This is a genomic window from Pontibacter toksunensis, assembly GCF_042686245.1.
GTDB classification, from domain to species: Bacteria; Bacteroidota; Bacteroidia; order Cytophagales; family Hymenobacteraceae; genus Pontibacter; species Pontibacter toksunensis.
In genome coordinates, this window is sequence record NZ_JBHUOX010000006.1 from 21996 (window position 1) to 45081 (window position 23086).

At 49.1% G+C, this 23086-nt stretch carries 20 protein-coding genes; 16 read left to right on the plus strand and 4 right to left on the minus strand.

Annotated features, from left to right (window positions below; genetic code table 11):
* Positions 1-35: 35 nt before the first annotated feature.
* Positions 36-566 (plus strand): hypothetical protein, encoded by a 531-nt coding sequence (locus ACFS7Z_RS09625; protein WP_377483816.1) that lies wholly within the window; start codon positions 36-38, stop codon positions 564-566.
* On the opposite strand, the gene ACFS7Z_RS09630 is transcribed toward ACFS7Z_RS09625, so the two are convergent.
* The gene (locus ACFS7Z_RS09630) at positions 552-1514 is read right to left on the minus strand and encodes a DNA adenine methylase (protein ID WP_377483818.1); all 963 of its coding nucleotides are present in this window, start codon (positions 1512-1514) and stop codon (positions 552-554) included. The two genes, ACFS7Z_RS09625 and ACFS7Z_RS09630, sit on opposite strands and share 15 nt — an antisense overlap.
* Positions 1515-1729: 215 nt before the next feature.
* On the opposite strand from ACFS7Z_RS09630, the gene paaE reads away from it, so the two are divergent.
* The 13 genes from paaE to dacB all read left to right on the plus strand — a co-directional run bounded on the left by paaE (position 1730) and on the right by dacB (position 16443).
* Positions 1730-2803: a 1,2-phenylacetyl-CoA epoxidase subunit PaaE gene (gene paaE, locus ACFS7Z_RS09635; protein ID WP_377483820.1), complete on the plus strand. Its 1074-nt coding sequence runs from the start codon at positions 1730-1732 to the stop codon at positions 2801-2803.
* Positions 2804-2849: 46 nt separating this feature from the next.
* Positions 2850-3812 carry a 1,2-phenylacetyl-CoA epoxidase subunit PaaA gene (gene paaA, locus ACFS7Z_RS09640; RefSeq protein WP_377483822.1) on the plus strand — a complete coding sequence of 321 codons (963 nt, stop codon included), beginning with the start codon at positions 2850-2852 and terminating at the stop codon, positions 3810-3812.
* Between the two features lie 134 nt (positions 3813-3946).
* Positions 3947-4234: a 1,2-phenylacetyl-CoA epoxidase subunit PaaB gene (gene paaB / locus ACFS7Z_RS09645; protein ID WP_377483824.1), complete on the plus strand. Its 288-nt coding sequence runs from the start codon at positions 3947-3949 to the stop codon at positions 4232-4234.
* 5 nt (positions 4235-4239) lie between these two features.
* A complete protein-coding gene (gene paaC, locus ACFS7Z_RS09650) occupies positions 4240-5070 on the plus strand; it encodes a 1,2-phenylacetyl-CoA epoxidase subunit PaaC (protein ID WP_377483826.1) in 831 nt (276 codons plus the stop codon).
* Between the two features lie 159 nt (positions 5071-5229).
* A complete protein-coding gene (gene paaD / locus ACFS7Z_RS09655) occupies positions 5230-5718 on the plus strand; it encodes a 1,2-phenylacetyl-CoA epoxidase subunit PaaD (RefSeq protein ID WP_377483828.1) in 489 nt (162 codons plus the stop codon).
* Between the two features lie 3 nt (positions 5719-5721).
* On the plus strand, positions 5722-6507 hold the full coding sequence (locus tag ACFS7Z_RS09660) for an enoyl-CoA hydratase-related protein (RefSeq protein WP_377483830.1): 786 nt from the start codon (positions 5722-5724) through the stop codon (positions 6505-6507).
* 3 nt (positions 6508-6510) lie between these two features.
* Positions 6511-6936: a hydroxyphenylacetyl-CoA thioesterase PaaI gene (gene paaI, locus ACFS7Z_RS09665; protein ID WP_377483833.1), complete on the plus strand. Its 426-nt coding sequence runs from the start codon at positions 6511-6513 to the stop codon at positions 6934-6936.
* A 75-nt stretch (positions 6937-7011) separates the two neighbouring features.
* Complete coding sequence (pcaF, locus tag ACFS7Z_RS09670) at positions 7012-8217, plus strand: 3-oxoadipyl-CoA thiolase (RefSeq protein ID WP_377483836.1); 1206 nt, start codon at positions 7012-7014, stop codon at positions 8215-8217.
* Positions 8218-8220: 3 nt separating this feature from the next.
* Complete coding sequence (locus tag ACFS7Z_RS09675) at positions 8221-8814, plus strand: acyltransferase (protein ID WP_377483839.1); 594 nt, start codon at positions 8221-8223, stop codon at positions 8812-8814.
* A gap of 349 nt (positions 8815-9163) precedes the next feature.
* Entirely contained in the window at positions 9164-11215 is a 2052-nt protein-coding gene (gene paaZ, locus ACFS7Z_RS09680) for a phenylacetic acid degradation bifunctional protein PaaZ (protein WP_377483841.1), read from the plus strand.
* A gap of 156 nt (positions 11216-11371) precedes the next feature.
* Positions 11372-12154: an enoyl-CoA hydratase/isomerase family protein gene (locus ACFS7Z_RS09685; protein WP_377483843.1), complete on the plus strand. Its 783-nt coding sequence runs from the start codon at positions 11372-11374 to the stop codon at positions 12152-12154.
* A 568-nt stretch (positions 12155-12722) separates the two neighbouring features.
* Complete coding sequence (locus ACFS7Z_RS09690) at positions 12723-14906, plus strand: glycoside hydrolase family 97 protein (RefSeq protein ID WP_377483846.1); 2184 nt, start codon at positions 12723-12725, stop codon at positions 14904-14906.
* A gap of 142 nt (positions 14907-15048) precedes the next feature.
* Positions 15049-16443: a D-alanyl-D-alanine carboxypeptidase/D-alanyl-D-alanine endopeptidase gene (gene dacB, locus ACFS7Z_RS09695; protein WP_377483848.1), complete on the plus strand. Its 1395-nt coding sequence runs from the start codon at positions 15049-15051 to the stop codon at positions 16441-16443.
* 265 nt (positions 16444-16708) lie between these two features.
* Here the strand turns inward: dacB and ACFS7Z_RS09700 are convergent, their stop codons facing one another.
* Both ACFS7Z_RS09700 and ACFS7Z_RS09705 read right to left on the minus strand, forming a co-directional pair.
* Positions 16709-18211, minus strand: a complete 1503-nt coding sequence (locus ACFS7Z_RS09700; protein WP_377483850.1) for a flavin-containing monooxygenase — start codon at positions 18209-18211, stop codon at positions 16709-16711.
* Positions 18212-18276: 65 nt separating this feature from the next.
* Positions 18277-19158, minus strand: a complete 882-nt coding sequence (locus ACFS7Z_RS09705; protein ID WP_377483852.1) for an SDR family NAD(P)-dependent oxidoreductase — start codon at positions 19156-19158, stop codon at positions 18277-18279.
* A 235-nt stretch (positions 19159-19393) separates the two neighbouring features.
* Here ACFS7Z_RS09705 and ACFS7Z_RS09710 point away from each other — a divergent pair, with 235 nt between their 5' ends.
* Positions 19394-20209, plus strand: a complete 816-nt coding sequence (locus ACFS7Z_RS09710; RefSeq protein WP_377483855.1) for an alpha/beta hydrolase — start codon at positions 19394-19396, stop codon at positions 20207-20209.
* Between the two features lie 347 nt (positions 20210-20556).
* Here ACFS7Z_RS09710 and ACFS7Z_RS09715 read toward each other — a convergent pair whose 3' ends face one another.
* Positions 20557-21318 (minus strand): NUDIX hydrolase, encoded by a 762-nt coding sequence (locus ACFS7Z_RS09715; RefSeq protein ID WP_377483858.1) that lies wholly within the window; start codon positions 21316-21318, stop codon positions 20557-20559.
* 103 nt (positions 21319-21421) lie between these two features.
* On the opposite strand from ACFS7Z_RS09715, the gene ACFS7Z_RS09720 reads away from it, so the two are divergent.
* Positions 21422-23086 carry a carboxylesterase/lipase family protein gene (locus ACFS7Z_RS09720; RefSeq protein WP_449301450.1) on the plus strand — a complete coding sequence of 555 codons (1665 nt, stop codon included), beginning with the start codon at positions 21422-21424 and terminating at the stop codon, positions 23084-23086.

Genomic DNA, 23086 nt, shown 5'->3' on the forward strand with positions numbered 1-23086 from the left:
AGGAATTAGTAGTGCTCTTAACTGAAGTTTAGCTTATGCCGGACCTAAGGAAATATTCGATGGAAGGCGCTACGGAGGTGGCAGATAAAGCAGCCGCTGACATAGAAGCGCTGCTGCGAAGGCAGCCAGATACAGTAGCTGTTATAAATGTAGAAAGCGACCCCACCTACAGAGAAAAAGACATTGACTTGTTGTGGAGAAGAAAGCTGCCCGACGGGAGTGTCAAAACCATTACAATAGAAGTCAAAGGAGACAGGTGGTACAAAACAGGCAACTACTTTTTTGAAACCTGCAGCAACGAAGGAAAAAGCACCCCAGGTTGTTTTCTATACACAGAAGCGGACTATGTATACTATTATTTCGTGGAGGAGAGAGAGCTGCACATATTACCCATGCCTGCCACACGGGAGTGGTTTAAGCAGCGTATGTCAGACTTCAAAGAAAAGAAAACCTCAACTCCTGTCGGTAGCGGGAAACACTATGTTACCGTGGGTCGTTTAGTGCCAAGGCATCTTGTTGCAGCGGAAGTAACAGGAGTCAAAATTTTGAAATTAAGAAGTGCGTAAAGCTTCCTTTTGAGCGGCTTCGGCACCTTCTAAAACACTGTCGTTGGATATGAGCAATTCAAATATTTCACCACGGCCACTGCCTTTAGAATTAATGGCTCTCTTCGCTTTCACCTTTTCTATAGTATACTCCTGATACAGTTCCTGGAAATAATTATTTGTTACATCGTTGTTTGTTGTGTCAGAGTTGCTCTGCACGAAATACGCCTGCCCTTCATGCACAGCATCACAAAAGGCCTTTAACCTGACCTGGTCTTCATCTGCAAAACCCTCTTTCGCATAGGAGTTGAAAGAGGCTGTGGTGCTGATGGGCTTGTAAGGCGGGTCTATATAAAAGAAAGCATCCTTGTAGATATACTTCTCTGTTTGGGTAAAGTCCGTATTCAAAATCTCTACTTTCTGTAAGGCCTCACTGTTCGCACGTATAACCGGTGCGTTGCAGATAGTAGGGTTGGCATATCTGCCAAACGGAACATTAAAGTAGCCTTTCGAATTAACCCGGTACAAACCATTGAAGCAGGTCTTGTTGAGGAAAATCATCAGCGCGCTTTTCCGGGTTGGGTTTTTACCGAGTTGATTAAACGCCTCCCTTTTTTCCAGGAACAGCTTTTTCCTGTCTTCTTCTGATGTATAGGAATAATACTGCTCTTCAAGCCCAGTTAATTCATTGATAAGGGCCTCCGGCGATTGCTTGATGGTAAGGTAGCAATCGGTAAGGGTGGTGTTGATATCATTGATGACAGCGTGCTTTACATACTTCCCGTACTCCCGGAGCATGAAAAACAATACGGCCCCGCTACCGGCAAATGGTTCGATAAAGTCTATGGTTTTTCTGTTCTGTAACCGCTGCAGCAGCTTCGCCTCTATAGCTGGAAGTAGTTGTGTTTTGCCGCCCGCCCATTTTAAAAATGGCTTTATGTCCGCCCCTCTTGTTGTATCCGATGACATCTGTATTCCTAGGTTAGGGTGCAAAAATACCTTAATTATCGCGCGGAGCAATTCAAAGCAGGTGATAAAAGTAGAGGGGCAGTATCTAATTTGCCTACCTAACGTTTGTTAGTTGAAAATATTTGTGTATCTTGGGTTACTTCCCTTACTCCGCTGTTTGCTGTCAGGAAGTAACCAGAAGCGGAGTAGCTCGAGACTCAAAGAACAGAACATACATGGGTAAATTTCACAAGGTAAAAATTAAACGCATCAACCGCGAAACACACGACTGCGTCACCGTATCATTGGATGTGCCGGAGGAACTGAAAGATACCTTCCGTTATACCCAAGGTCAGTACCTCACGTTCAGGCGGCAGTTTAACGGTGAAGAACTCAGGCGTTCTTATTCTATCTGCTCCAGTCCGTTGGAAAACGAATGGAAGGTGGCGATAAAGAAAGTGCCGGAAGGTGTCTTTTCCAGCTATGCCAATGAGGCCCTGCACGAAGGGGAGGAACTGGAGGTAATGCCACCGATGGGACGATTTTATACCGAGCTGAACCCGGAGAACGAGAAGCTGTATGTGATGTTTGCAGCGGGCAGTGGTATTACACCGGTGCTTTCCATCATCAAAACCATACTGATGACGGAACCAAAGAGCCAGGTGTACCTGATTTACGGAAACAGGGGCCGCAACTCCATCATCTTTAAAGAAGAAATAGAAGGGCTGAAGAACAAGTATATGGACCGGCTGAGCGTGTACCACATCCTGAGCAGGGAGCACGGCGACACGGAACTGTTCTTTGGCCGTATAGATAAAGAGAAGACCAAAGTTTTCCTGGACAATATCATTGAGCCCGGGCAGATTGACGAGTGCTTTATCTGCGGACCGGAGGAAATGATTTTTGGTGTAAAAGATGCCTTATTGGAAGCGGGTGTAGACAGTCAAAAGATACATTATGAGTTGTTCACCACCGGCGACAGTGGGAAAAAGGATAGCCGCAAAGAACGACCTGCCGGAGAGGCAGACAAGCAAAGCAAGGTAACCGTGAAAACGGATGGTGTCGTGATGAACATGGACATGTCGTACTACGGAAATACCATTCTGGACGCTGCCATTGAGATGGGAGCCGACCTGCCTTACTCCTGCAAAGGCGGCGTCTGCAGCACCTGCCGCGCCAGGGTGATAGAAGGAGAAGTGGAGATGGACGTTAACTACTCGCTTGAACTCGAAGAAGTGCAGGCTGGTTATATATTAACATGCCAGGCTCGTCCGCTGACAGAGAAGGTAATCGTTGATTTTGATCAGTAATATTTAATTATCAAACCTGACGAAGGTTTTAAAAGATAAAGAAGCTATGCAAGAGGTAGAAGTAAACCTGGAAGAACAATTTGAAGCAAAGGTCGCAAAAGACATCAGAATAGAGCCGAAAGACTGGATGCCGGATGCTTACCGTAAAACACTTATCCGGCAGATATCGCAGCACGCCCACTCCGAGATTGTAGGCATGCTGCCGGAAGGCAACTGGATTACACGCGCGCCTTCGCTGAAGCGTAAGGCCATCCTCCTGGCCAAAGTACAGGATGAGGCAGGTCACGGCTTATACCTCTACAGCGCAGCAGAAACGCTGGGGGCCTCCCGCGACCAGATGACTGCCGACCTGCATTCCGGTAAGGCTAAATATTCGAGCATCTTCAATTATCCTACCCTTTCATGGGCTGATATCGGGGCCATTGGCTGGCTTGTGGATGGTGCTGCCATCATGAACCAGGTGCCGCTATGCCGTACGTCCTACGGCCCTTATGCACGGGCCATGGTGCGGGTATGTAAAGAAGAAAGCTTCCACCAGCGCCAAGGTTTTGAGATTATGATGACGTTATGCAACGGTGCCCCGGAGCAGAAAAAAATGGCGCAGGAAGCCTTTAACCGCTGGTGGTGGCCTACGCTGATGATGTTCGGCCCTAAAGACGATGAGTCTCCGAACACGGCCCAATCCATGCGCTGGAGAATCAAGCGCTTCACCAACGACGAGTTGCGCCAGCGCTTCGTAGACATGATGGTGCCACAGGCGGAGTTTCTGGGCCTGACCGTGCCGGACAAAGACCTGAAGTGGAACGAGGCCAAAAACGGCTACGACTATGGAGAAGTGGATTGGAACGAGTTTTGGAATGTTGTAAAAGGCAACGGCCCCTGCAACAAACAGCGCATCCAGACCCGCGTGAAAGCCTACGAAGAAGGCGCCTGGGTACGTGAAGCCGCCCTCGCACACGCTGAGAAAAGAGCACAGCGGGAAAGCGCTAAGGCAGAGCAGGCAGCGTAGGTTTTTGCCCAAGCAGTTCGCTTGTAACCCACTCCTAACCTCTCCCAAGAGGGGAATCAATAGTGGAGAAAATTCCCCTCCTCGGAGGAGCAGGGGTGGGTCAATCATACATAAGACATCACAAGATAAAACATATGAACACAAAAGAATGGCCGCTTTGGGAAGTCTTCATCAGAAGCAAACAAGGTCTTGACCATAAACACGTAGGCAGTCTGCATGCTGCGGATGCTGAAATGGCGATACAGAATGCCCGCGATGTGTACACCCGCCGTATGGAAGGTATCAGCATTTGGGTAGTGGAGTCGAAGCATATACATGCTTCTAACCCTGATGATGCCACTGCTTTTTATGAGCCAGCCAACGATAAAGTGTACCGCCACCCGACGTTCTATGAAGTGCCGGCGGAAATTAAAAACATGTAACCCCTATGATGCACAACCACGAAAACGCGCCACACCTGCATGAGCAGCACTTCAATACGCCTGTACAGGATTATGCCCCCGAAGTAAAGCAACTGGTGCTGGAGTTTACCTTGCAGTTGGCAGACACTTCCTTCATTCTCGGTCATCGCTTATCAGAGTGGTGCGGACACGGTCCGGTGCTGGAGCAGGATATGGCGTTGTCGAACATCGCGCTGGATTTGATTGGAGAGACACGCAGCCTGTACCAGTATGCCGCTGAGCTCGAAGGCAAAGGACGCACAGAAGACGACATGGCTTACCTACGTGATACGGTAGAGTATAAAAACCCGCTGCTGGTAGAGCAGCCAAACGGCGATTTCGGAGATACTATCATGCGCCAGTTTGTTTTCGATTCTTTCCATTTCTTTTTTCTGAAGGCGCTCCAGAACAGTACCGACCATCGCCTGGCTGCTATTGCTGAAAAGTCTTTGAAGGAATCCAGCTATCATATCAAGTGGAGCTCAGAATGGGTTATTCGGTTAGGTGATGGCACAGCAGAAAGCAGGCAGCGAATTGAAAAAGCCATCGATAACCTCTGGCCTTTTTCCGGTGAGTTTTTCATGATGACAGCCACTGAGAAAGCCCTGCTGGAACAAGGATTCATTCCGGATTATAACCAGATAAAACAAAGCTCGGATGCGCATATAGCCAAGGTATTTGAAGAAGCTACACTGGAAGTTCCGCAGAATGTTTGGATGCAGTCAGGAGGCAAGGAAGGAAGACACACCGAACACCTCGGCTTCATCCTGACAGAGCTGCAGTACCTCCAGAGAGCGTATCCTAGGCTGGAGTGGTAGGTTAAATCCTTCATCCAAATCAGCCTCTATGCTCTTTCAGATTTGCAAACCGAAAGTACAAGAGAAGCGGATTACAAATCCGAAACAGCGCGTATCAGCGAATGACGGCCTGAACAAAAAATCTATTATCTATTATCTCAATAGTATCTATCATCTAATTTGAACACAGAAGAAAAAATCTGGCAATACTTAGAGGATGTCTCTGACCCTGAAGTTCCGGTACTAAGCGTAGTGGACCTAGGTGTGGTGCGCGATGTGCAGGTGCAGGAGGAAGAAGTGCAGGTGACAATCACACCTACCTATTCCGGCTGCCCCGCCATGAACACCATTGCCACGGATATTCGACTGAAGTTGCTGGCAGAAGGATTTAAATCTGTTCGAATCAACATGCAGTTGAGCCCTGCTTGGACTACTGACTGGCTTTCAGAAGAAGGGAAGGTAAAGTTAGAGGAATATGGTATTGCCCCACCTGTAGATGATGGTGGAGACATACATGCCCTGTTTGGTAGAGACACCACCGTGCGCTGCCCACTTTGCAAATCAGAGAACACAAAGCTTGTCAGCCAGTTTGGCTCCACAGCCTGTAAAGCGCTTTACCAGTGCAACGAGTGCCTGGAGCCTTTCGACTACTTTAAATGCCTGAAATAAAACATGGAAGAAAATAACTTTATCAAGTACACTTTTGAGGCTGGCGTTGCCACCATCACCCTGAACAGGCCAGACGTTTTTAACAGCTTTAACCGCGGAATGGCTTTATCGCTGCAGGAACGGCTACGCGAAATCCAGCAGAATGAGGAGGTGCGGGCTGTGCTGCTTACAGGCGAAGGCAAAGCCTTCTGCGCCGGCCAGGATTTGGCGGAGGCAACTGCGGAAGATGCTATGGGAATTTCAGAGATTGTAGACCAGCATTATAACCCGATTGTGCTGCTGCTCCGCCAGCTGGAGAAGCCTGTAGTGGCCGCTGTAAACGGGGTAGCGGCCGGTGCCGGTGCTAATCTTGCCTTGGCCTGCGACATTGTGGTAGCCAAAGAGTCAGCAAGTTTTATACAGGCATTCAGCAAAATTGGCTTGATACCAGACAGTGGCGGCACCTTCTTTTTGCCCCGCCTGGTAGGGCTGCAAAGGGCCAGTGCCTTGATGATGACAGGCGACAAAGTGAGTGCGAAAGAGGCGCAGGAAATGGGTATGATTTACAAAGTGTTTCAGGACGATGCGTTTGAAAGCGAAGTAAAGAGCCTTGTGCAACGAATGGCACAGATGCCTACAAAAGGTCTCGCCTATACAAAAGCCCTTCTGAACTGCACCTTCGACCTGAACCTGGATGCACAGCTGCGCCACGAGTCTACTTACCAGCACCGCGCAGGCGCTACTGCTGATTTCAAGGAAGGCGTGCAGGCATTCATCGAGAAGAGAAAGCCGAACTTCAAAGGCCAGTAACGCATGTCAGATAAGAGTGCTATAAGTCAGGCCGAAGGAGTGATGCAGCGCATGCTGGCAAGAGATGCCTTCAGCAAACTGCTTGGGCTGCAGGTTGATGAAATGGGAGAAGGATATTGCCGCCTGCACTTTCAGGTGCGGGAGGATATGTTGAACGGCTTCGGTATCCTGCACGGTGGCGTAACTTATTCTGCCGCCGACAGTGCTTTTGCTTTTGCCTGCAACAGCCACGGCTGCCTGAGTGTAGCGCTTAGCACCAACATGGACTACCTCGAAGCCGGTAAATTAGGCGATACACTGACCATAGAAGCCAAAGAAGAAAGTCTGAAAAACAAAGTAGGGGTGTACCAGATTCGGATAATGAATCAGGAGAATGTGTTAGTGGCGCTGTTCAAGGGCACCTCTTACCGCACCAGCAAAAACATATAAGTTAGCGTAAAACAGATTCCCTCTTGGGAGGGGTTAGGGGTGGGTTCAATAGCCTCTATCAAACAGGATAAAATAATGAAACAAGCATACCTCATAGACGGCATCCGCACACCAATTGGCAACTTTGGCGGTACACTGGCCACAGTAAGACCCGATGACATGGCCGCCCTCGTGATAAATGAACTGATGAAGCGAAACCCCTCTATAGACGGAGCGGAAATTGCCGATGTCATTTTGGGCTGCGCCAACCAGGCAGGAGAAGATAACCGTAATGTGGCGCGCATGTCATTGCTTCTGGCAGGCCTTCCCTTTTCTGTGCCCGGAGAAACCATAAATCGCCTGTGTGCCTCCGGGCTGTCAGCAGCTATTGCGGCCAGCAGAGCTATACAGTGCGGCGACGGCGACTTTTTTATTTCTGGTGGCGTGGAGAACATGACGCGCGGCCCCTGGGTCATTTCCAAAGCAAGTACGCCATTCGGAAGAGATGCGGAAATGCATGACTCCAGCTTCGGTTGGCGCTTTGTGAACCCGAAGATGAAGAAGCTTTTCGGCACAGATGGCATGGGAGAAACAGCCGAGAACTTGGCAGAACGCGAGAACATCAGCCGAGGTGACCAAGATAAATTTGCACTTCGTTCTCAGCAAAAAGCAGCCGAGGCGCAAAAGAGCGGCCGTTTTGATGAAGAGATTGTACCGGTAGAAATTCCGCAACGCAAAGGTGGCCCGAAAATCTTCGATAAGGACGAGTTTATCAAGCCGGATACGACCCTGGAAGTGTTGGGCAAGCTTCGACCTGCTTTCCGGAAAGACGGTACGGTAACCGCTGGCAATGCCTCCGGCCTGAATGATGGTGCTGCGGCACTTTTGCTCGCGTCAGAAGAAGGCATCAAAAAGCATGACCTCACACCAAAGGCGCGTATTGTATCCATGGGTGTGGCAGGTGTGGAGCCGCGCGTGATGGGTATCGGGCCAGTGCCAGCGAGCCAGATTGCTATGAAAAAGGCTGGCCTTACCTTGGACGACATGGACCTGATAGAGCTGAACGAGGCATTTGCCGCGCAGAGCCTGGCCTGTATCAGGGGCTTCGGCATGGAAGACAACGACCCGCGCATTAACCCGAACGGTGGTGCCATAGCCTTAGGTCACCCGCTGGGCATGAGCGGCGCGCGGATTCTGAACTCTGCTGCCATTGAACTGCACAGGCAGAACAAGCGCTATGCTTTGGTCACCATGTGTGTGGGCGTAGGACAGGGATATGCGGCAATCATAGAGAAAGTATAGTGTATGATTTACGAGTTCAACGGATACATACCTGTCGTACACGAGAGTGCTTTTGTACACCCACAGGCTGCTGTTACGGGCAATGTCATCATCGGCAAGAATGTCTACATCGGTCCGGGTGCTGCTATCCGCGGCGACTGGGGCGAAATTGTGATTGAGGATAATTGCAATGTGCAGGAGAACTGTACTATCCATGTGTTTCCGGGTGTAACAGTGCTGCTGAAAGAGATGGCTCATATTGGGCATGGCGCCATTATTCACGGCGCCACCATCGGCCGAAACGTGTTGATCGGCATTAACGCCGTGGTGATGGACCGGGTGGAGGTAGGAGACGAAAGCATCGTGGGTGCTTTAAGTTTTGTTAAGGCAGACGAGAAGATTCCACCGCGCAGCTTAGTTGTAGGCAATCCGCACAAAATTATCAAACAGGTAAGTGACGAAATGATTGGCTGGAAGACCAAAGGCACACACGTTTACATGCAACTTCCCGCCGATTGCCACGCCACCCTAAAACCCTGCGAGCCCCTGAGAGAAGTCCCCGCCGACAGGAAAATGCAGGAAAGTAACTATAAGACCTGGAATGAGAGTAAGGGGTGAGGTTTTAGCCCATTATTCAGCTTGAGTAAAGAGTGACTTTCTTAGCCGTTACAGAAGCATAGCTTTTGCTATCGAAATACTTCCAGTTCTCAGGTTGAGCGCCTTGTAAATGTTGCGGTGCCGAACGTGGTGAGGCAGCTTCAGTTACACAGCGCGATGCCTGAGGACGAGGCCCCGCGGCCGTGAGCGCACCAAAGCAAGAGCTGAAACAAAGGGTTTGTAAGACTAAGGAGTACAGGGGACTATAGAATAAAAAGCCTGCCTGCTTGAGTAGAGGCTTTCGCTTCAGGCTTAAAGCAGATTTCTCTCTATCGTTCGAAATGACAATTTTGAAAAAAACTAAAAAACTATGAGCGCAACATTGCAAAACTACGCTATGGGAGAATGGACTCCCGGTTCCGGGCAAGAGAGCCAGATACTGGATGCCGTGACCGGCGAGCATATTTATACCGCCTACAGCGGCGGGCTGGATTTTGAAGGAATGATGCAGTATGCCCGCAGCAAAGGCAACAAAGCGCTTCGGAAGATGACATTCCAAGAACGTGGCCTGATGCTAAAAGCGCTTGCCCTGCACCTTATAGAAAAAAAGGAAGACTACTATAAACTTAGCTACCGTACAGGTGCCACCCGCGCCGACAGCTGGGTAGACATTGAAGGTGGTATCGGTAATCTGTTTGCCTATGCTTCCCTGCGCCGCAAGTTCCCGGACAAACCGTTCTTTGTAGAAGATGAGCCCATTGGGTTGTCGAAGGGCGGGACGTTCATGGGGCATCATATCTTGGTGCCAAAGGAGGGAGTGGCCATCCATATTAATGCCTATAACTTTCCTGTTTGGGGCATGCTGGAAAAGATAGCCGTGAACCTGCTGGCGGGTATGCCCGCCATTGTAAAACCTGCTCCCATTACGGCTTTCCTGACAGAAGCCGTAGTAAGAGAAATTATCGCTTCTAAGATATTACCGGAGGGCGCTTTGCAATTGGTAACGGGTACCGGAGAAGGCATTTTGGACCATGTGACGTACCAAGACGTGGTGACTTTCACAGGTTCGGCCAGCACAGGTCGTAAACTGAAAGCGCACCCTAGGCTTATAGAGGAAGCAGTTCCTTTCACCATGGAAGCAGATTCGCTGAATAGTGCGGTACTGGGCGAAGATGCCGTGCCTGGCACGCCTGAATTTGATTTGTTCATCAAGGAAATACGCAAGGAGATTACGTCCAAAGCAGGCCAGAAATGTACGGCCATTCGGCGGGCCATTGTGCCCGAGAAACTGGTGGAAGATGTGCAGATAGCCCTCGGAAAGGAGCTTTCCAAAACCGGCATAGGCGATCCGCAGGCAGAAGGCGTGCGGATGGGCGCTATCGTGGGTAGAGAGCAGCTGCAGCGACTACGCAACAATGTAAAGGAATTGGCAAAACAGACGCCAATTGTGTATGGCGATCTGGAGAAGGTAGACGTGATTGGAGCAGACCCAGAAAAAGGCGCTTTTATCTCGCCAATTGTGATGTTGAACGAGCAACCTTTCCGCTACACCGATACCCATGAAGTGGAAGCCTTTGGGCCGGTAGCGACCATCATGCCTTATAAAACGTTAGAAGAGGCTGTTGAAATATCTAAAATGGGCAAAGGCTCCCTAGTGTCTTCCATTGCAACTGCCGACCCTGCTATTGCACAGGAATACGCTATTGGCGCCGCCACACACCACGGTCGTATCCTTGTGCTCAACCAGGAGTGTGCAAAGGAAAGCACCGGCCATGGCTCTCCAATGCCGATGCTGATTCATGGCGGGCCCGGCAGAGCAGGTGGCGGTGAGGAAATGGGCGGTATACGTGGCGTGAAGCATTTCATGCAGCGTGTGGCCATTCAGGGTTCTCCTACTATGGTAACGGCTATTACAGGCGTATATCAGAAAGGAGCAAAACAAGTAGAGTACGACAAGCATCCTTTCCAGCGGTACTTCGAAGAGCTGGAAATAGGAGAAACTTATGTCACCCATAACCATACCGTAACAGAGGCAGATATTGCGAACTTCGCAAACGTATCAGGCGACCACTTTTATGCGCACGTGGATGCTACCTCCCTAGAAGGAACCCTGTTTGAAGGTAAGGTAGCACACGGCTACTATATCCTTTCGAAGGCAGCGGGCATGTTTGTGCATCCTAAAAAAGGGCCAGTGTTGCTTAACTACGGATTGGAGGAGTGCCGCTTCACCAAACCTGTTTACCCGGGCATGACCATCGGCGTAAAGCTTACGTGCAAAGAGAAAGTGGGGCAGGAGAAACGCAGCGAGGAAGATGTGGCAAAAGGCATTGTGAAGTGGCTGGTAGATGTAACGGATGAAACTGGTGAAACAGTAGCCATCGCTACAATTTTGACGATGGTGAAAAAGTTAAATCAAGAGTAGAATGACACAAGACGCTAGTATCAAGACACAAGACTTTTGTTCTTTCCCAAGTTTGGATGGAGTTTGTCATCGGGAAAAGAAGTCTTAGGGCCTGATGATTTATAAACAGGTGTCTTATATCCTGTGTCTTGCTACTTGTATCTAAAAAGAAATACTATGAGCAAAACAGATACAAAAGCGGCAGGTACCGTAGAGGTAACCACCGATGAGCAGGGCATCGCGACCATTGTATTTTTCCACCCATCGCATAACTCCTTACCGGGAACTCTGCTTGATAAACTTGCTGAGACGATCACAAAAGCCGGCCAGGAAGAGCAGACGAAAGTAATCATTTTGAAAAGTGGGGGAGAGCGCACCTTCTGCGCCGGTGCCAGTTTTGATGAGTTAATCGCCATCGAGAACAAGGAGCAGGGCCTGGCATTTTTTTCAGGTTTCGCGAAAGTTATCAATGCCTGCCGCACCTCCGGCAAAATCATCATTGGCAGGGTACAGGGAAAAGCGATTGGGGGAGGAGTAGGTGTGGCTGCCTCCACAGACTATTGCTTTGCAACTCAACATGCAGCTGTGAAGCTGAGCGAATTGGCTATTGGTATTGGCCCCTTCGTGGTGGGGCCTGCAGTAGAACGTAAGATAGGGCTAGCTGCTTTTTCTCAGTTATCTTTAGATGCTTCGGAATTCCGTTCGGCAGCGTGGGCCAAAGAGAAGGGACTGTATGCGGACGTGTATGAAACAACCGAAGAAATGGATGCCGCTGTACAGGCTTTTGCTACAAAATTGGCAACCTATAGTCCGGATGCGCTGAAGGCCATGAAGGAAATATTCTGGCAGGAAACTGAGCACTGGGATACATTGCTTTTAGAACGCGCAGGCATCAGCGGCACCCTTGTACTATCTGAATTTACCCGCAATTTCATTCAGTCTTTCAAGGCGAAAAAGTAAGAGTTGCTTTTCAAACGCTGCTCCTTAACCAGAGGAGACAATTAGAATCTACATTATCCATAACATAAAGCGCTGTGACTTACGTAAGGTCACCGCGCTTTATGTTTCTTATCAGGTGACGGCCTAAACCTCATGCCAAATTTGGCCATAAAAGAGAGCCTGTGAAGGCTTTGTTTACATCATACCTCATTTAGTACCGCCAAAGCACTCTTCTTCTACCTTAAAACCATCAAAAGCAACTACTTTTCAGTTACTCATATTTACTTCTTTGTTGATGTTAAATATCTTATAATTAGCTAATTATGGTTTGTGATATCCTGTTTTATTCTACATTCTATATCGGATAATTGCCGTTGCTTATAAAGACCTGCTTCTTTGTAAGTGAGTACTTATCTTTTGTAATAGGTTAGGCGTGGCTTTTGCTATTAACGTTTAGCAGCAGCGTTACCCTTAGGCAGCTTCATGCTAAATCATTCTTCTGGTACAGGCCAGCAGCTGCTAACCTACACATGAGAATAAGTCCAAAGAAGCTAGAAAAGAAGAGAGAACATATAAATTCAGATCACAAATGAGTATAGAGAGAGCAGCAAATTTAAGTAACCCCTATCGTCATCTTACGCGTGGGTTCTTCATACTACTGTTTAGCTTGGCATGTATCATACAACTGCATGCACAGGCTATCACTTCCCCGGATAAAAACCTGACCTTAACTTTTGAACTGAAGGAGAACGGGGTGCCCTATTATCAGTTAACTTACAAAAATAAGCCTGTCTTAAAGCCGAGCAGGCTCGGTATCGAAACAAAAGATATTCCCCCGTTCATGGAGGGCTTTACTGTAGTAAATACAGAGCAGGTCTCTGTAGATAACACCTGGAACCCGGTATGGGGAGAGCAGAAGGTAATCCGCAACCACTTTAATGAGCTACTGGTAACCCTGGCACAGAAAGACCAGGAGAATCGCCAGCTGCGCCTCCGTTTCCGCCTGTTTAACGACGGACTGGGCTTCCGCTACGAATTTCCGGAGCAGAAAAACCTGAATTACTTTATTGTGAGCAATGAGCACACGGAGTTTAACCTGACAGGTAACCATAAAACGTTCTGGATTCCGGGGGATTATGACACCAACGAGTATGCCTATACTACCTCCAAAATATCAGAGATTCCACAGCTGATGGAGAAGGCTACTATTGATGTGCATGCTCAGTCTCCTATTAAGACGCTGGCGGTACAGACCCCTTTGATGATGAAGTCGGATGATGGTTTGTACATCAACATTCATGAGGCGGCGCTGGTGAATTACTCAGCCATGCACTTGAATGTAGACCCGAAGACGTATGCCATGAGTTCTCACCTTACCCCCGATGCGGTAGGTAACAAAGCATATATGCAGGCGGACACGAAAACACCCTGGCGTACGGTTGTCGTAAGCGACAAGGCAGCCAAAATCCTGGCATCCAAGCTTATCCTGAACCTGAATGAGCCTATAGCCTATGAAGATGTGTCGTGGATAAAGCCTATCAAGTACATTGGGGTGTGGTGGGAGTATTTCGTGGCGGGCAAGAGTAACTGGGCCTATGGTACAGAAACTAATGTGAAGCTGACAGACGACTTCACGAAACTGACACCGAGCGGGCGCCATGGTGCCACCACTGAGAACGTGAAGAAGCACATTGACTTTGCCGCTGCACACGGTATCGACGCCGTGCTGGTAGAGGGCTGGAATATTGGCTGGGAAGACTGGTTCGGCAACTGGAAAGAGGATGTGTTCGACTTTGTTACGCCGTACCCGGACTTTGATGTAAGAGAGCTATACAAGTATGCCCTGACCAAGGGTGTGAAGATAATGATGCACCACGAAACCTCCGGTGCCGCTACCAACTATGAGCGCCGCCTGCACCAGGCTTTCCAGTTTATGAAGGACTACGGGTATAATTCTGTGAAGACAGGCTATGTAGGCAAAATAATTCCGCGCGGTGAACACCACGATGGGCAGTGGATGGTGAACCACTACATTTATGTGGCTAAAACGGCTGCAGATTATAAGATAATGGTCAACAGCCATGAGGCAGTGCGGCCAACCGGTTTGCACCGCACGTACCCTAACTGGCTGGCCCAGGAGTCTGCCCGCGGTACTGAGTTTGAGGCCATGGGTGGTTTGGATCCCGAGCATACTACTATTCTGCCTTTCACCCGCCTAATGGGTGGCCCTATGGATTACACACCTGGAATTTTGCAGACAGACCTGTCTTATTACGGAACCGGTAACCAGCGGGTAAATACCACCTTAGTGAAGCAGCTGGCCTATTACGTAACCATGTACAGCCCGCTTCAGATGGCAGCAGACTTACCGGAGAATTATAACCGCTTCCCGGATGCCTTCCAGTTCATAAAAGATGTGGCCGTAGATTGGGATGATACCTATATACAGGAAGCAGAGCCAGGCGACTATATCACCATTGCCCGTAAGGCCAAGAACGAAGACGAGTGGTTTGTGGGAGGTATCACAGATGAGAATCCACGCACAACAGTTATTCCATTCGACTACCTTCCGAAAGGCAAGACTTACGTGGCCACCATTTATGCCGATGGCAAGGATGCCAGCTGGAACAAGAATGCGCAAAGTTACACTGTTCGCAAAGCGCTTATAACTCCCAAGAGCATGCTGAAGCAGCACTTAGCTGCCGGTGGTGGTGTTGCCATCAGCATCAGAGAGGCAACAAGTGATGACAGAAAGAGCCTGAAGAAGCTATAACTTTACAGAATGTTTTATCAAAATGGGTGAGAGATGTAAGTCCCTCACCCATTTTTATTTAGAAGTGGTTTGGAGGTGTTCTTTTGTACAGCCGGCACACATTATTCCTGCTACTCAGCCTGTTTTTTCTTAATTTAAGGGGATGTTACAATACGCTTTAAAAACCACCCTTTTTATATTATGTGCTCTTGTGCACACGCTGGCGCTGTCACAGTCTGTGTCTAGTAAGCTGGCTTCTGCTTTTAAAGCCTTCCAGGATGACCCGCAGCTACGCAACGGCATAGCATCTTTATATGTGATGGATGCTAAAACCGGTAAAGTGGTTTATGAGCACAACGGCCTGCTTGGTTTAGCACCTGCCTCCACCATGAAAGTAATTACCAGTGCCAGCGCATATGAGCTTTTGGGTGAAGATTTTCAATATAGAACCAAATTTGCCCTTCATAAAACCGGCAATGAGGCTTCTCTCCTGATCATTCCGGATGGAGACCCGACTTTCGGAAGCTGGCGGTGGGCAGCAACCAAAGAGGAGGTGGTATTGAAAGAGCTAACACAGGCCATTCAGAAGCAAGGGGTAAAGACCATCAGTTCTGTAGTGATTGATACTGAGGCATGGAATGAGGAAACCGTTCCGGATGGCTGGATGTGGCAGGACATAGGCAACTACTATGGCGCCGGACCAGCCAAGCTGAACTGGCGGGAAAACCAATATGATGTTTTCCTGAAGTCTGGGAAGAGAATAGGAGATCAGGTTACCATTGTGGCCATGACACCGGAGATAAAAGGATACAGCCTGCGGTCGGAGCTTACTTCTGCGGCGGCTGGCACGGGTGATAACGCTTATATCTATTTTCCTCTCAATGCTCCTGCCGGTACCATCAGGGGAACGATACCCGTAAACGAGAACAGGTTCAAGATTTCGGGTGCCATGCCGGATGCCTCAGAACAATTTGTAAACACGTTACGGGAAACGCTGGCAGGAGCGGGTATAAGGGGCCCGGGAAAGAGCCTGGCAAATGGCAGCATTGTTCCGGAGGCCAAATACACTACCATTTACACCGTAACCTCCCCTTCGCTGGATAGCATCATCTACTGGTTTAACAGGAAAAGCGTGAACCTATATGGGGAGGCACTGGTAAAAACAATTGCCGCCAAGAGCAACGGGGCTGCCTCCACCGATAAGGGAGTAGAACTCATCAGGAAGTTCTGGAGACAACAAGGCATACCCGAACCAGAGTTGAACATTGTGGATGGATCAGGACTCTCGCCGCAAAACCGCGTGACTACGCATGCACAGGTCCGTATTCTGCAACACGCCCGAAAGCAGCCTTGGTTTGACGGTTTTTATGCTTCCCTGCCGGTGTACAATGGCATGAGGATGAAAAGCGGTACCATTCGCGATGTGAAAGGATTTACGGGCTATCACAAAGCCAAAGACGGAAATGAGTATGTGTTTTCCTTTCTTGTGAACAATTATAATGGGGCATCAGGGGCAATGGTACAGAAGATGTACCGGGTGCTGGATGTGCTGAAATAGCTAGCGCTATTGAGCTCAGACTAACTTCTTTGTTGCCTGTTCCGAGCATCATCTCCTAATTTCTAAAATATTTTCAGAGTAATAATAGCTGATAATGAAACGAAATTGCGATAGTGTGTTGTTTAGACACATTATTTGTTTTATCTATGAAACAATAGACATTATTGATTTGGTGGAGTGGCTAACTTATCGTATGTTTGTACATTAAGTTTGTTTTCATAGCTTGGAAAGGCACTCTATCTTATAGGGTGCTTTTTTGTTTTCCCTAAGCCTTAACAGGGTTCTTATCAGGCACATTTACCCTTGGTTGAACAAGATGATAGGCAGCGGGATCAAACTTCCTCATTTGTCTTTTGAAGGCTGTCACTAACCGGGGATACAACGTTGTGTTCTTCCCTTCTTTGTTCACGTACCAGCTTCTGCAGCCGGAGGCCCAGACAGTGCCCTTAAACTTCTCCAGCAGCCTCTCATTATAAGCCAGCTGTTCCTGCTCTTTTACATCCAGGTAAAGCCCTTTCCCGTTTTTTTCCAGGTAATGGATGTACTGCATGATGTAGTTCATCTGCACCTCCATCATGAGCACCACTGAATTGTGACCCAGGCCTGTGTTTGGTCCTAATATGAGAGCCAGATTAGGAAAGCCGGACACAGTGGTACCCAGAAAGGCCTCGGCTCCTTTTTCCTTCCATTCAGCCACCAGGTTGCGTCCATTTCTGCCAAGTATCTTTGTGTAAAAGTCTATGTCGGCGGCAATAAATCCTGTTCCGAACACAACCGCATCCAGTTGGTGCTCCGTGCCATCTGCGGTCAGAATGCCTTCGGGTGTAAACCGTTCTATTCTATCTGTTACCAGTTTTACATTCTGCCGGTTGAAAGTAGGATAATAATTGTCAGAGCGGAGAATTCGCTTGCAGCCGATAATATAGTTTGGTGTCAGCTTTTCACGTAAGGCAGGGTCCTTTACTTCTTTTCTTAGTTTCCGAAGGGACAGATACGCAAAGAGTCTGTTTATGATTTTATGGCCTATAAAGCCAAGCCCGATGAGCTCATTTGCCCGGTAAATAACCTCCCGCTGTAGCCTTTGCAGGAAGGGTGCTTTCTTCAACAACCACCTGCTAAACCTGCTGAATTTTCTATCATACCGGGGCGCGACCCAGGCTGGTGTTCGCTGCAGCACGGTGAGGTGCGCTACCTCGGGGGCAATGGTGGGAATGATTTGAATAGCGCTTGCACCTGTGCCAATTACGGCTACCTTTTTTCCTCCAACATCATAACTGGTGTCCCATGCCGATGAGTGAAAGTAGTTACCTTTGAATTCCTCCAGGCCTGGAAAAGCCGGAATGTAGGGTCGGTTTAATGGGCCCATTCCCAGTAATAACATCCTTACGGTGGTGTTGTTCCCCTGCCTGTCCCTTACCAGCCAACATCCTTCCTCTTCCAGAAACCTTGCCTCCACAACATCTGATTGGAAGCGAATGTGCGGGTACAGTTTGTTTCTGGAGACAACACCTTTCAGGTAATCCAGAATTTCAGGCTGCTCAGAATAGAGTTGGCTCCATTCCGGGTTTTGCTCGTCGGCAAAAGAATAAAGAGGAGAGGCGATGTCGCAGGCGCAGCCAGGGTAGATGTTGTCGCGCCAGGTGCCGCCTACTTCTGAAGCTCTTTCAAAGATGACAAAAGAATCTCTGCCACTCTTTTTCAGGCGTAAAGCTGCGACGAGCCCTGCAAAGCCAGCACCTACTATTCCAACCTGAAAGTCTGCTTCCATCTTCTGACTTAGTTTCACAATTAAACTGCCTTCGGATGCCTCTGTGATCCATACTTATTCCCGTGTCAGGAGTCCTTGCGATTCATTTGCTTACTCCTGTTTTTATATGGGTCGGCGAATGCCTGCTCAACTTGTTTCTTCAGCATTCTGGTATAAGAAACAGGGAAAAGCCGCGTCATCAGGTCAATGTCCTTTCCGTCGCTGCCAATAACCAGCCGTTGCTTCTTCTTTTCCACGGCATTCAGGATCAGCCTTGCAGCCTCTCCGGGGGTTGTCTTTGCCGTCTGCTCAAAGTTCCTGACTGACTTCCGGTGCATTGCGGCAGTTGCTACTGGCCCTTTTGGAAGGGCAGCCCTCACAATATTTGTTTTAGTGCCTCCAGGGTGTACAACGGTTGTAAAGATGTTAGTGTCCAGCAGTTCCATCCGGAGGGTTTCTGTAAAGCCTTTCACAGCAAACTTAGAGGTGCAGTAAGCAGCCTGGTTAGCTACGCCCCCTAACCCGAAAACGCTGGAAATATTGACAATATGGCCTTCATTCTGTTCCTGCAGGTAAGGGTAAAAGGCCTTTGTCATGTAAATAGTGCCCCAGAGGTTAACCTGAAGCAGATCCTCAAAGTCATGAAGGTCTGTGTGGTGGAATTTGCCGGAAAACAAGGCGATACCGGCATTGTTGATGAGTACCAGCCTGTGTCCCATCAGGCGTGGAATGACTGCCTCCGCAAATTGAAACACGGCCTCTCTGTCTGCCACATTCAACTCATGAATCACCATGGCCGCCCCCTGTTGCCAAGCTGTTTCCCGCAGTTCTACAAGGCCTTTATAGTTGATGTCTGTGGCTACTACAACTGCACCACGTGCGGCAGCCTGTAAGGCAAGCTCACGTCCGATACCGGATGCTGCACCAGTCACTACTGCTACTGTATTAGAAAAGCTGATCGACGCCATTTTTGTCAGTTTTATGATTAGAGGGTAAACCAATAGCTTGTTCAGAGTTGTACGTAGTTAAAATGCAGATTCAAAGAAACTATTTGGTATACTGCTTTACCCTATGAGTAAAGCAACGCAACGGTTAAGTTTGCCGGGGCTGTTGCTGTGCTACAGCAGAAGCTTTATCTTCGTTTGCTTCAGAGAAGAGCAGGAGCCGGATACCAGCTAACCATACATATAAAGAAAGGAAGCCATGTCGAAGAAGTTTGGAATACTGACCATACACGGAATGGGCAATCAGAAGCCGGATTATGCCAGTGCTTTGCAGCAGCATCTTTACAAAAAGCTGAAGGACGAGACCATTGCAGACATCAGCTTTAAATCCATCTGGTATCACGGCGATTTTCAGGTGCACCAGGATAAGGTATGGGAGCATATGGTGCAAAGCGGAAATCCTTTGGACCAGCAAAGGCTGCGGAAATTCTTTCTTAACTTCCTTAGCGATGCCGCCACTTCAGAATTCAGGCCGGGTGAAGAAGACAGCTCCTACAGGAGAATACAACGCACCATTCTGCGGCAGTTAAACGCCCTGCATGCAGAGTTGGAAGACCAGGATCGGCCTGTCGTTATCATCGCCCATTCTTTAGGGTGCCAGATTATCTCAAATTACATATGGGATGCGCAGCGGAACAAAGGCATCTGGGAAAATCAGGAGCCAACAGAATTCCAGAAGCTGGGAACTGCCAGGCTGCTGATCACGTCGGGTTGTAATATTCCCCTTTTTGTGTCAGGCCTGGAAAAGGTAATAGCCATCAATAAACCAAACGACCTGTTTGAGTGGTACAACTTCTATGACCGGGATGATATCTTGGGCTGGCCTCTGAAGCCGCTGAGCAAAGGCTTTCCAAATTCCTATGACAACATCGTCACACAGGACAGGGAGATAAACACCGGCTGGACTCCCCTGAGCCATTCTGATTACTGGGAGGATAGGGACTTCATAAACCCGGTAGCGAAGCTTATTCAAGCCGTACATGAGAGTTTGCCTGCCGACACCAGCACTTCGTAACACGTATGACGTGTTACGTATGTAGTCAAAAGTACATCCTCGGGTGTAAAGCCATTGTAGTGCCTGTACAAAAATGAATATAGCTGAATTATACCTAAGCACCTGACGCCGGAATCTATCCGGTGACACAGGGAGGGTATGAGTCTCCTGCCTTTTTTTCTAGTGTGGAGAACTGCCGCAACTCCCTGTCATTCTGTAAGGATCTTGGAGTTACCTGCTTTCAACTCACAAGATCCTTACAGAATGACAGAAAAAGAAAGCCTTTGAACTCTGAATTCACCTCTTTAGTTGAGGTTAAGGCGCAATAAACCCGTCTCCTTCAGCTATAGACTCCTCACAACTCAACTTCAGCTAAACGACAGGTTGCCTTCTGTCAGCAGGGCTTCGTACCGGGCCTTGTTAAACTGGTACAGGTAAGGGGCTTTATGGGCACCACCCTTTCTTCGGGCCTCCAGCCGATCTACTATGCCCAGGGCCAGTATTTTCCTTTGAAAGTTACGCGGGTCCAGCGTACGGCCAAGTATCATTTCGTAAAGGCGCTGTAACTCAGGCATCGTAAACTGATCCGGAAGCAGGTTATAACCGATAGGCTGCCAGCTTAACTGCATGCGGAGCGCCCGCAGGGCCGCATCTATCATGTGGTTGTGGTCAAAGAGCAGTGGGGGAATCTCCTGTATGTCCCACCATTGGCATTCCTCTGTAAAAGCATCCGGCATTGGGGTTACCTTAGAGTAATCCACCAGGGCATAATATCCAATAGACACTGCCCGCTCGTACCATTTCTCCGGGTCCACCACGTGCTTTAGTTTTTCCCTTATCTCCTCCCGTTCATAGCGCTTTACATCACCGAAAACATGGAACTGCTGCAGGAATATCTGGTCAAGGCCTGTTCTCTCTTTGAGTATACGATGGGCTGCCGCATCCACAGATTCATCTTTCCGAACCGGCCCTCCCGGTAAGCTCCATTCTTGGGTGCCCTTCCAGCGTAGCAGTAGCACCCGCAACTGGTCCTCATGGAAACCCAGGATAATGCAGTCCAGCGTGAGCAGGGGCAACAGGGACAACTGGCTCTCAGCAGGTGTCCCAACGTGCTTTACTGTGTCAGGCATAGTGAAAAAGGTTAATGTGTTATTTTGACATAATAAGATAATTGCCTATCATTATGTCAAAATAACATAAAGTCATAACATTTCCCAAATTTAAAAAAACATGATGCGTCACCTCCGGATATTTATCATAGCAGTGCTGCTGGGCGTTCAGCTGATGCCAGCGGCATCAGCCCAGGCAAAAAAAGCGGCTGCAAACCAGAGCAAACAAGCTGCGCCCCAGGCAAAAACTGTAAATGGCCTGGTAGAAGGAGTTACAGAGAAAAGCGGTATACGTGCTTTTAAAGGCGTGCCCTTTGCTGCGCCCCCTGTCGGGGAACTGCGGTGGCGGGAACCACAGCCTGTACAGAACTGGAAAGGCGTTCGCAGCGCCAAACAATTCGGGCCACGGGCTATGCAACAGGCTGTTTTTGGCGACATGGGCTTCCGCTCCAACGGTATGAGCGAAGATGCCCTTTACCTGAACGTCTGGACACCGTCTAAATCAGACAAAGAACGCCTGCCGGTGCTGGTATACTTTTATGGCGGCGGCTTTGTGGCCGGCGATGGCTCTGAGGCCCGATACGATGGTGAGAGCATGGCGCAGAAAGGCATTGTGGCAGTTACCGTGAACTACAGGCTTGGCGTGTTTGGCTTCCTGGCGCACCCGGAACTCACGAAAGAATCTCCGCACAATTCATCCGGCAACTACGGTTATATGGATCAAAATGCTGCCCTGCGTTGGGTGCAGCAGAACATAGCAGCTTTTGGCGGCGATCCCTCTAAAGTGACTATAGCTGGTGAGTCGGCTGGCTCTATTTCTGTCAGTGCCCAGATGGCATCTCCTTTGTCTAAGAACCTGATTGCACGCGCTATCGGTGAGAGCGGGGCATTAGTGAACTCCAGTCTGGACCCGGTTCCGCTTTCTGAAGCAGAGGAGAAAGGAGTGAAGTTTGCCAGCAGCATCGGAGCCAATTCATTGGCTGAGCTTCGTGCCATGCCGGCAGAGCAGCTTCTGGAGGCTGCAGGAAAGGTTGGAATGGGGCGTTTTGTCCCTACCATAGACGGTTACTTTTTTCCGAAATCCCCGGTGGCCATTTATGCAGCCGGTGAGCAGGCGAAGGTGCCGCTGCTGGCCGGTTGGAACTCCGAGGAAATGACGTATATGTTTTTGATGGGACAGGAGAAGCCTACCGTTGAAAACTACAAGAAGACCGTTCAGAAACTATATGGCGAAAAAGCGGACGATGTGCTGAAAGTGTACCCTGCCTCTACAGACGAAGAGGCGCTTCAGGCAGCCACCGACCTGGCTGGTGACCGCTTTATTGCCTACAGCACCTGGAAATGGATGGACCTGCACAGCCAAACGTCCGGGGAGCCGGTGTACCGTTACCTGTTTTCCCGCCCACGGCCACCAATGATTGCTAAAATGGGAAATGCCTCTGCAGGACTGGCCGGAGGTGTTGTGAAGGAGGAGGACCCAAATGCAGTTAAAAGGCCGCCTGCCCGTGGGGCCGTGCACTCCGCTGAAATTGAGTATGCCATGGGCAACCTGGCCCATAATAAAGTATATGCCTGGACACCGGAAGACTACAAAGTATCGGAGGTAATGCAGAACTACTTCGCCAACTTTATCAAGACCGGCAACCCGAACGGGAAGGGCCTGCCTCAATGGCCAACCACTAACAGCGGCGACAAGGTACAGGTGATACACATCAACGTGAAGACAGAGGCCAAGCCGGAGCAGAACCGGGATCGCTACCTGTTACTGGACGAGCTTCAGAAAAAGTAG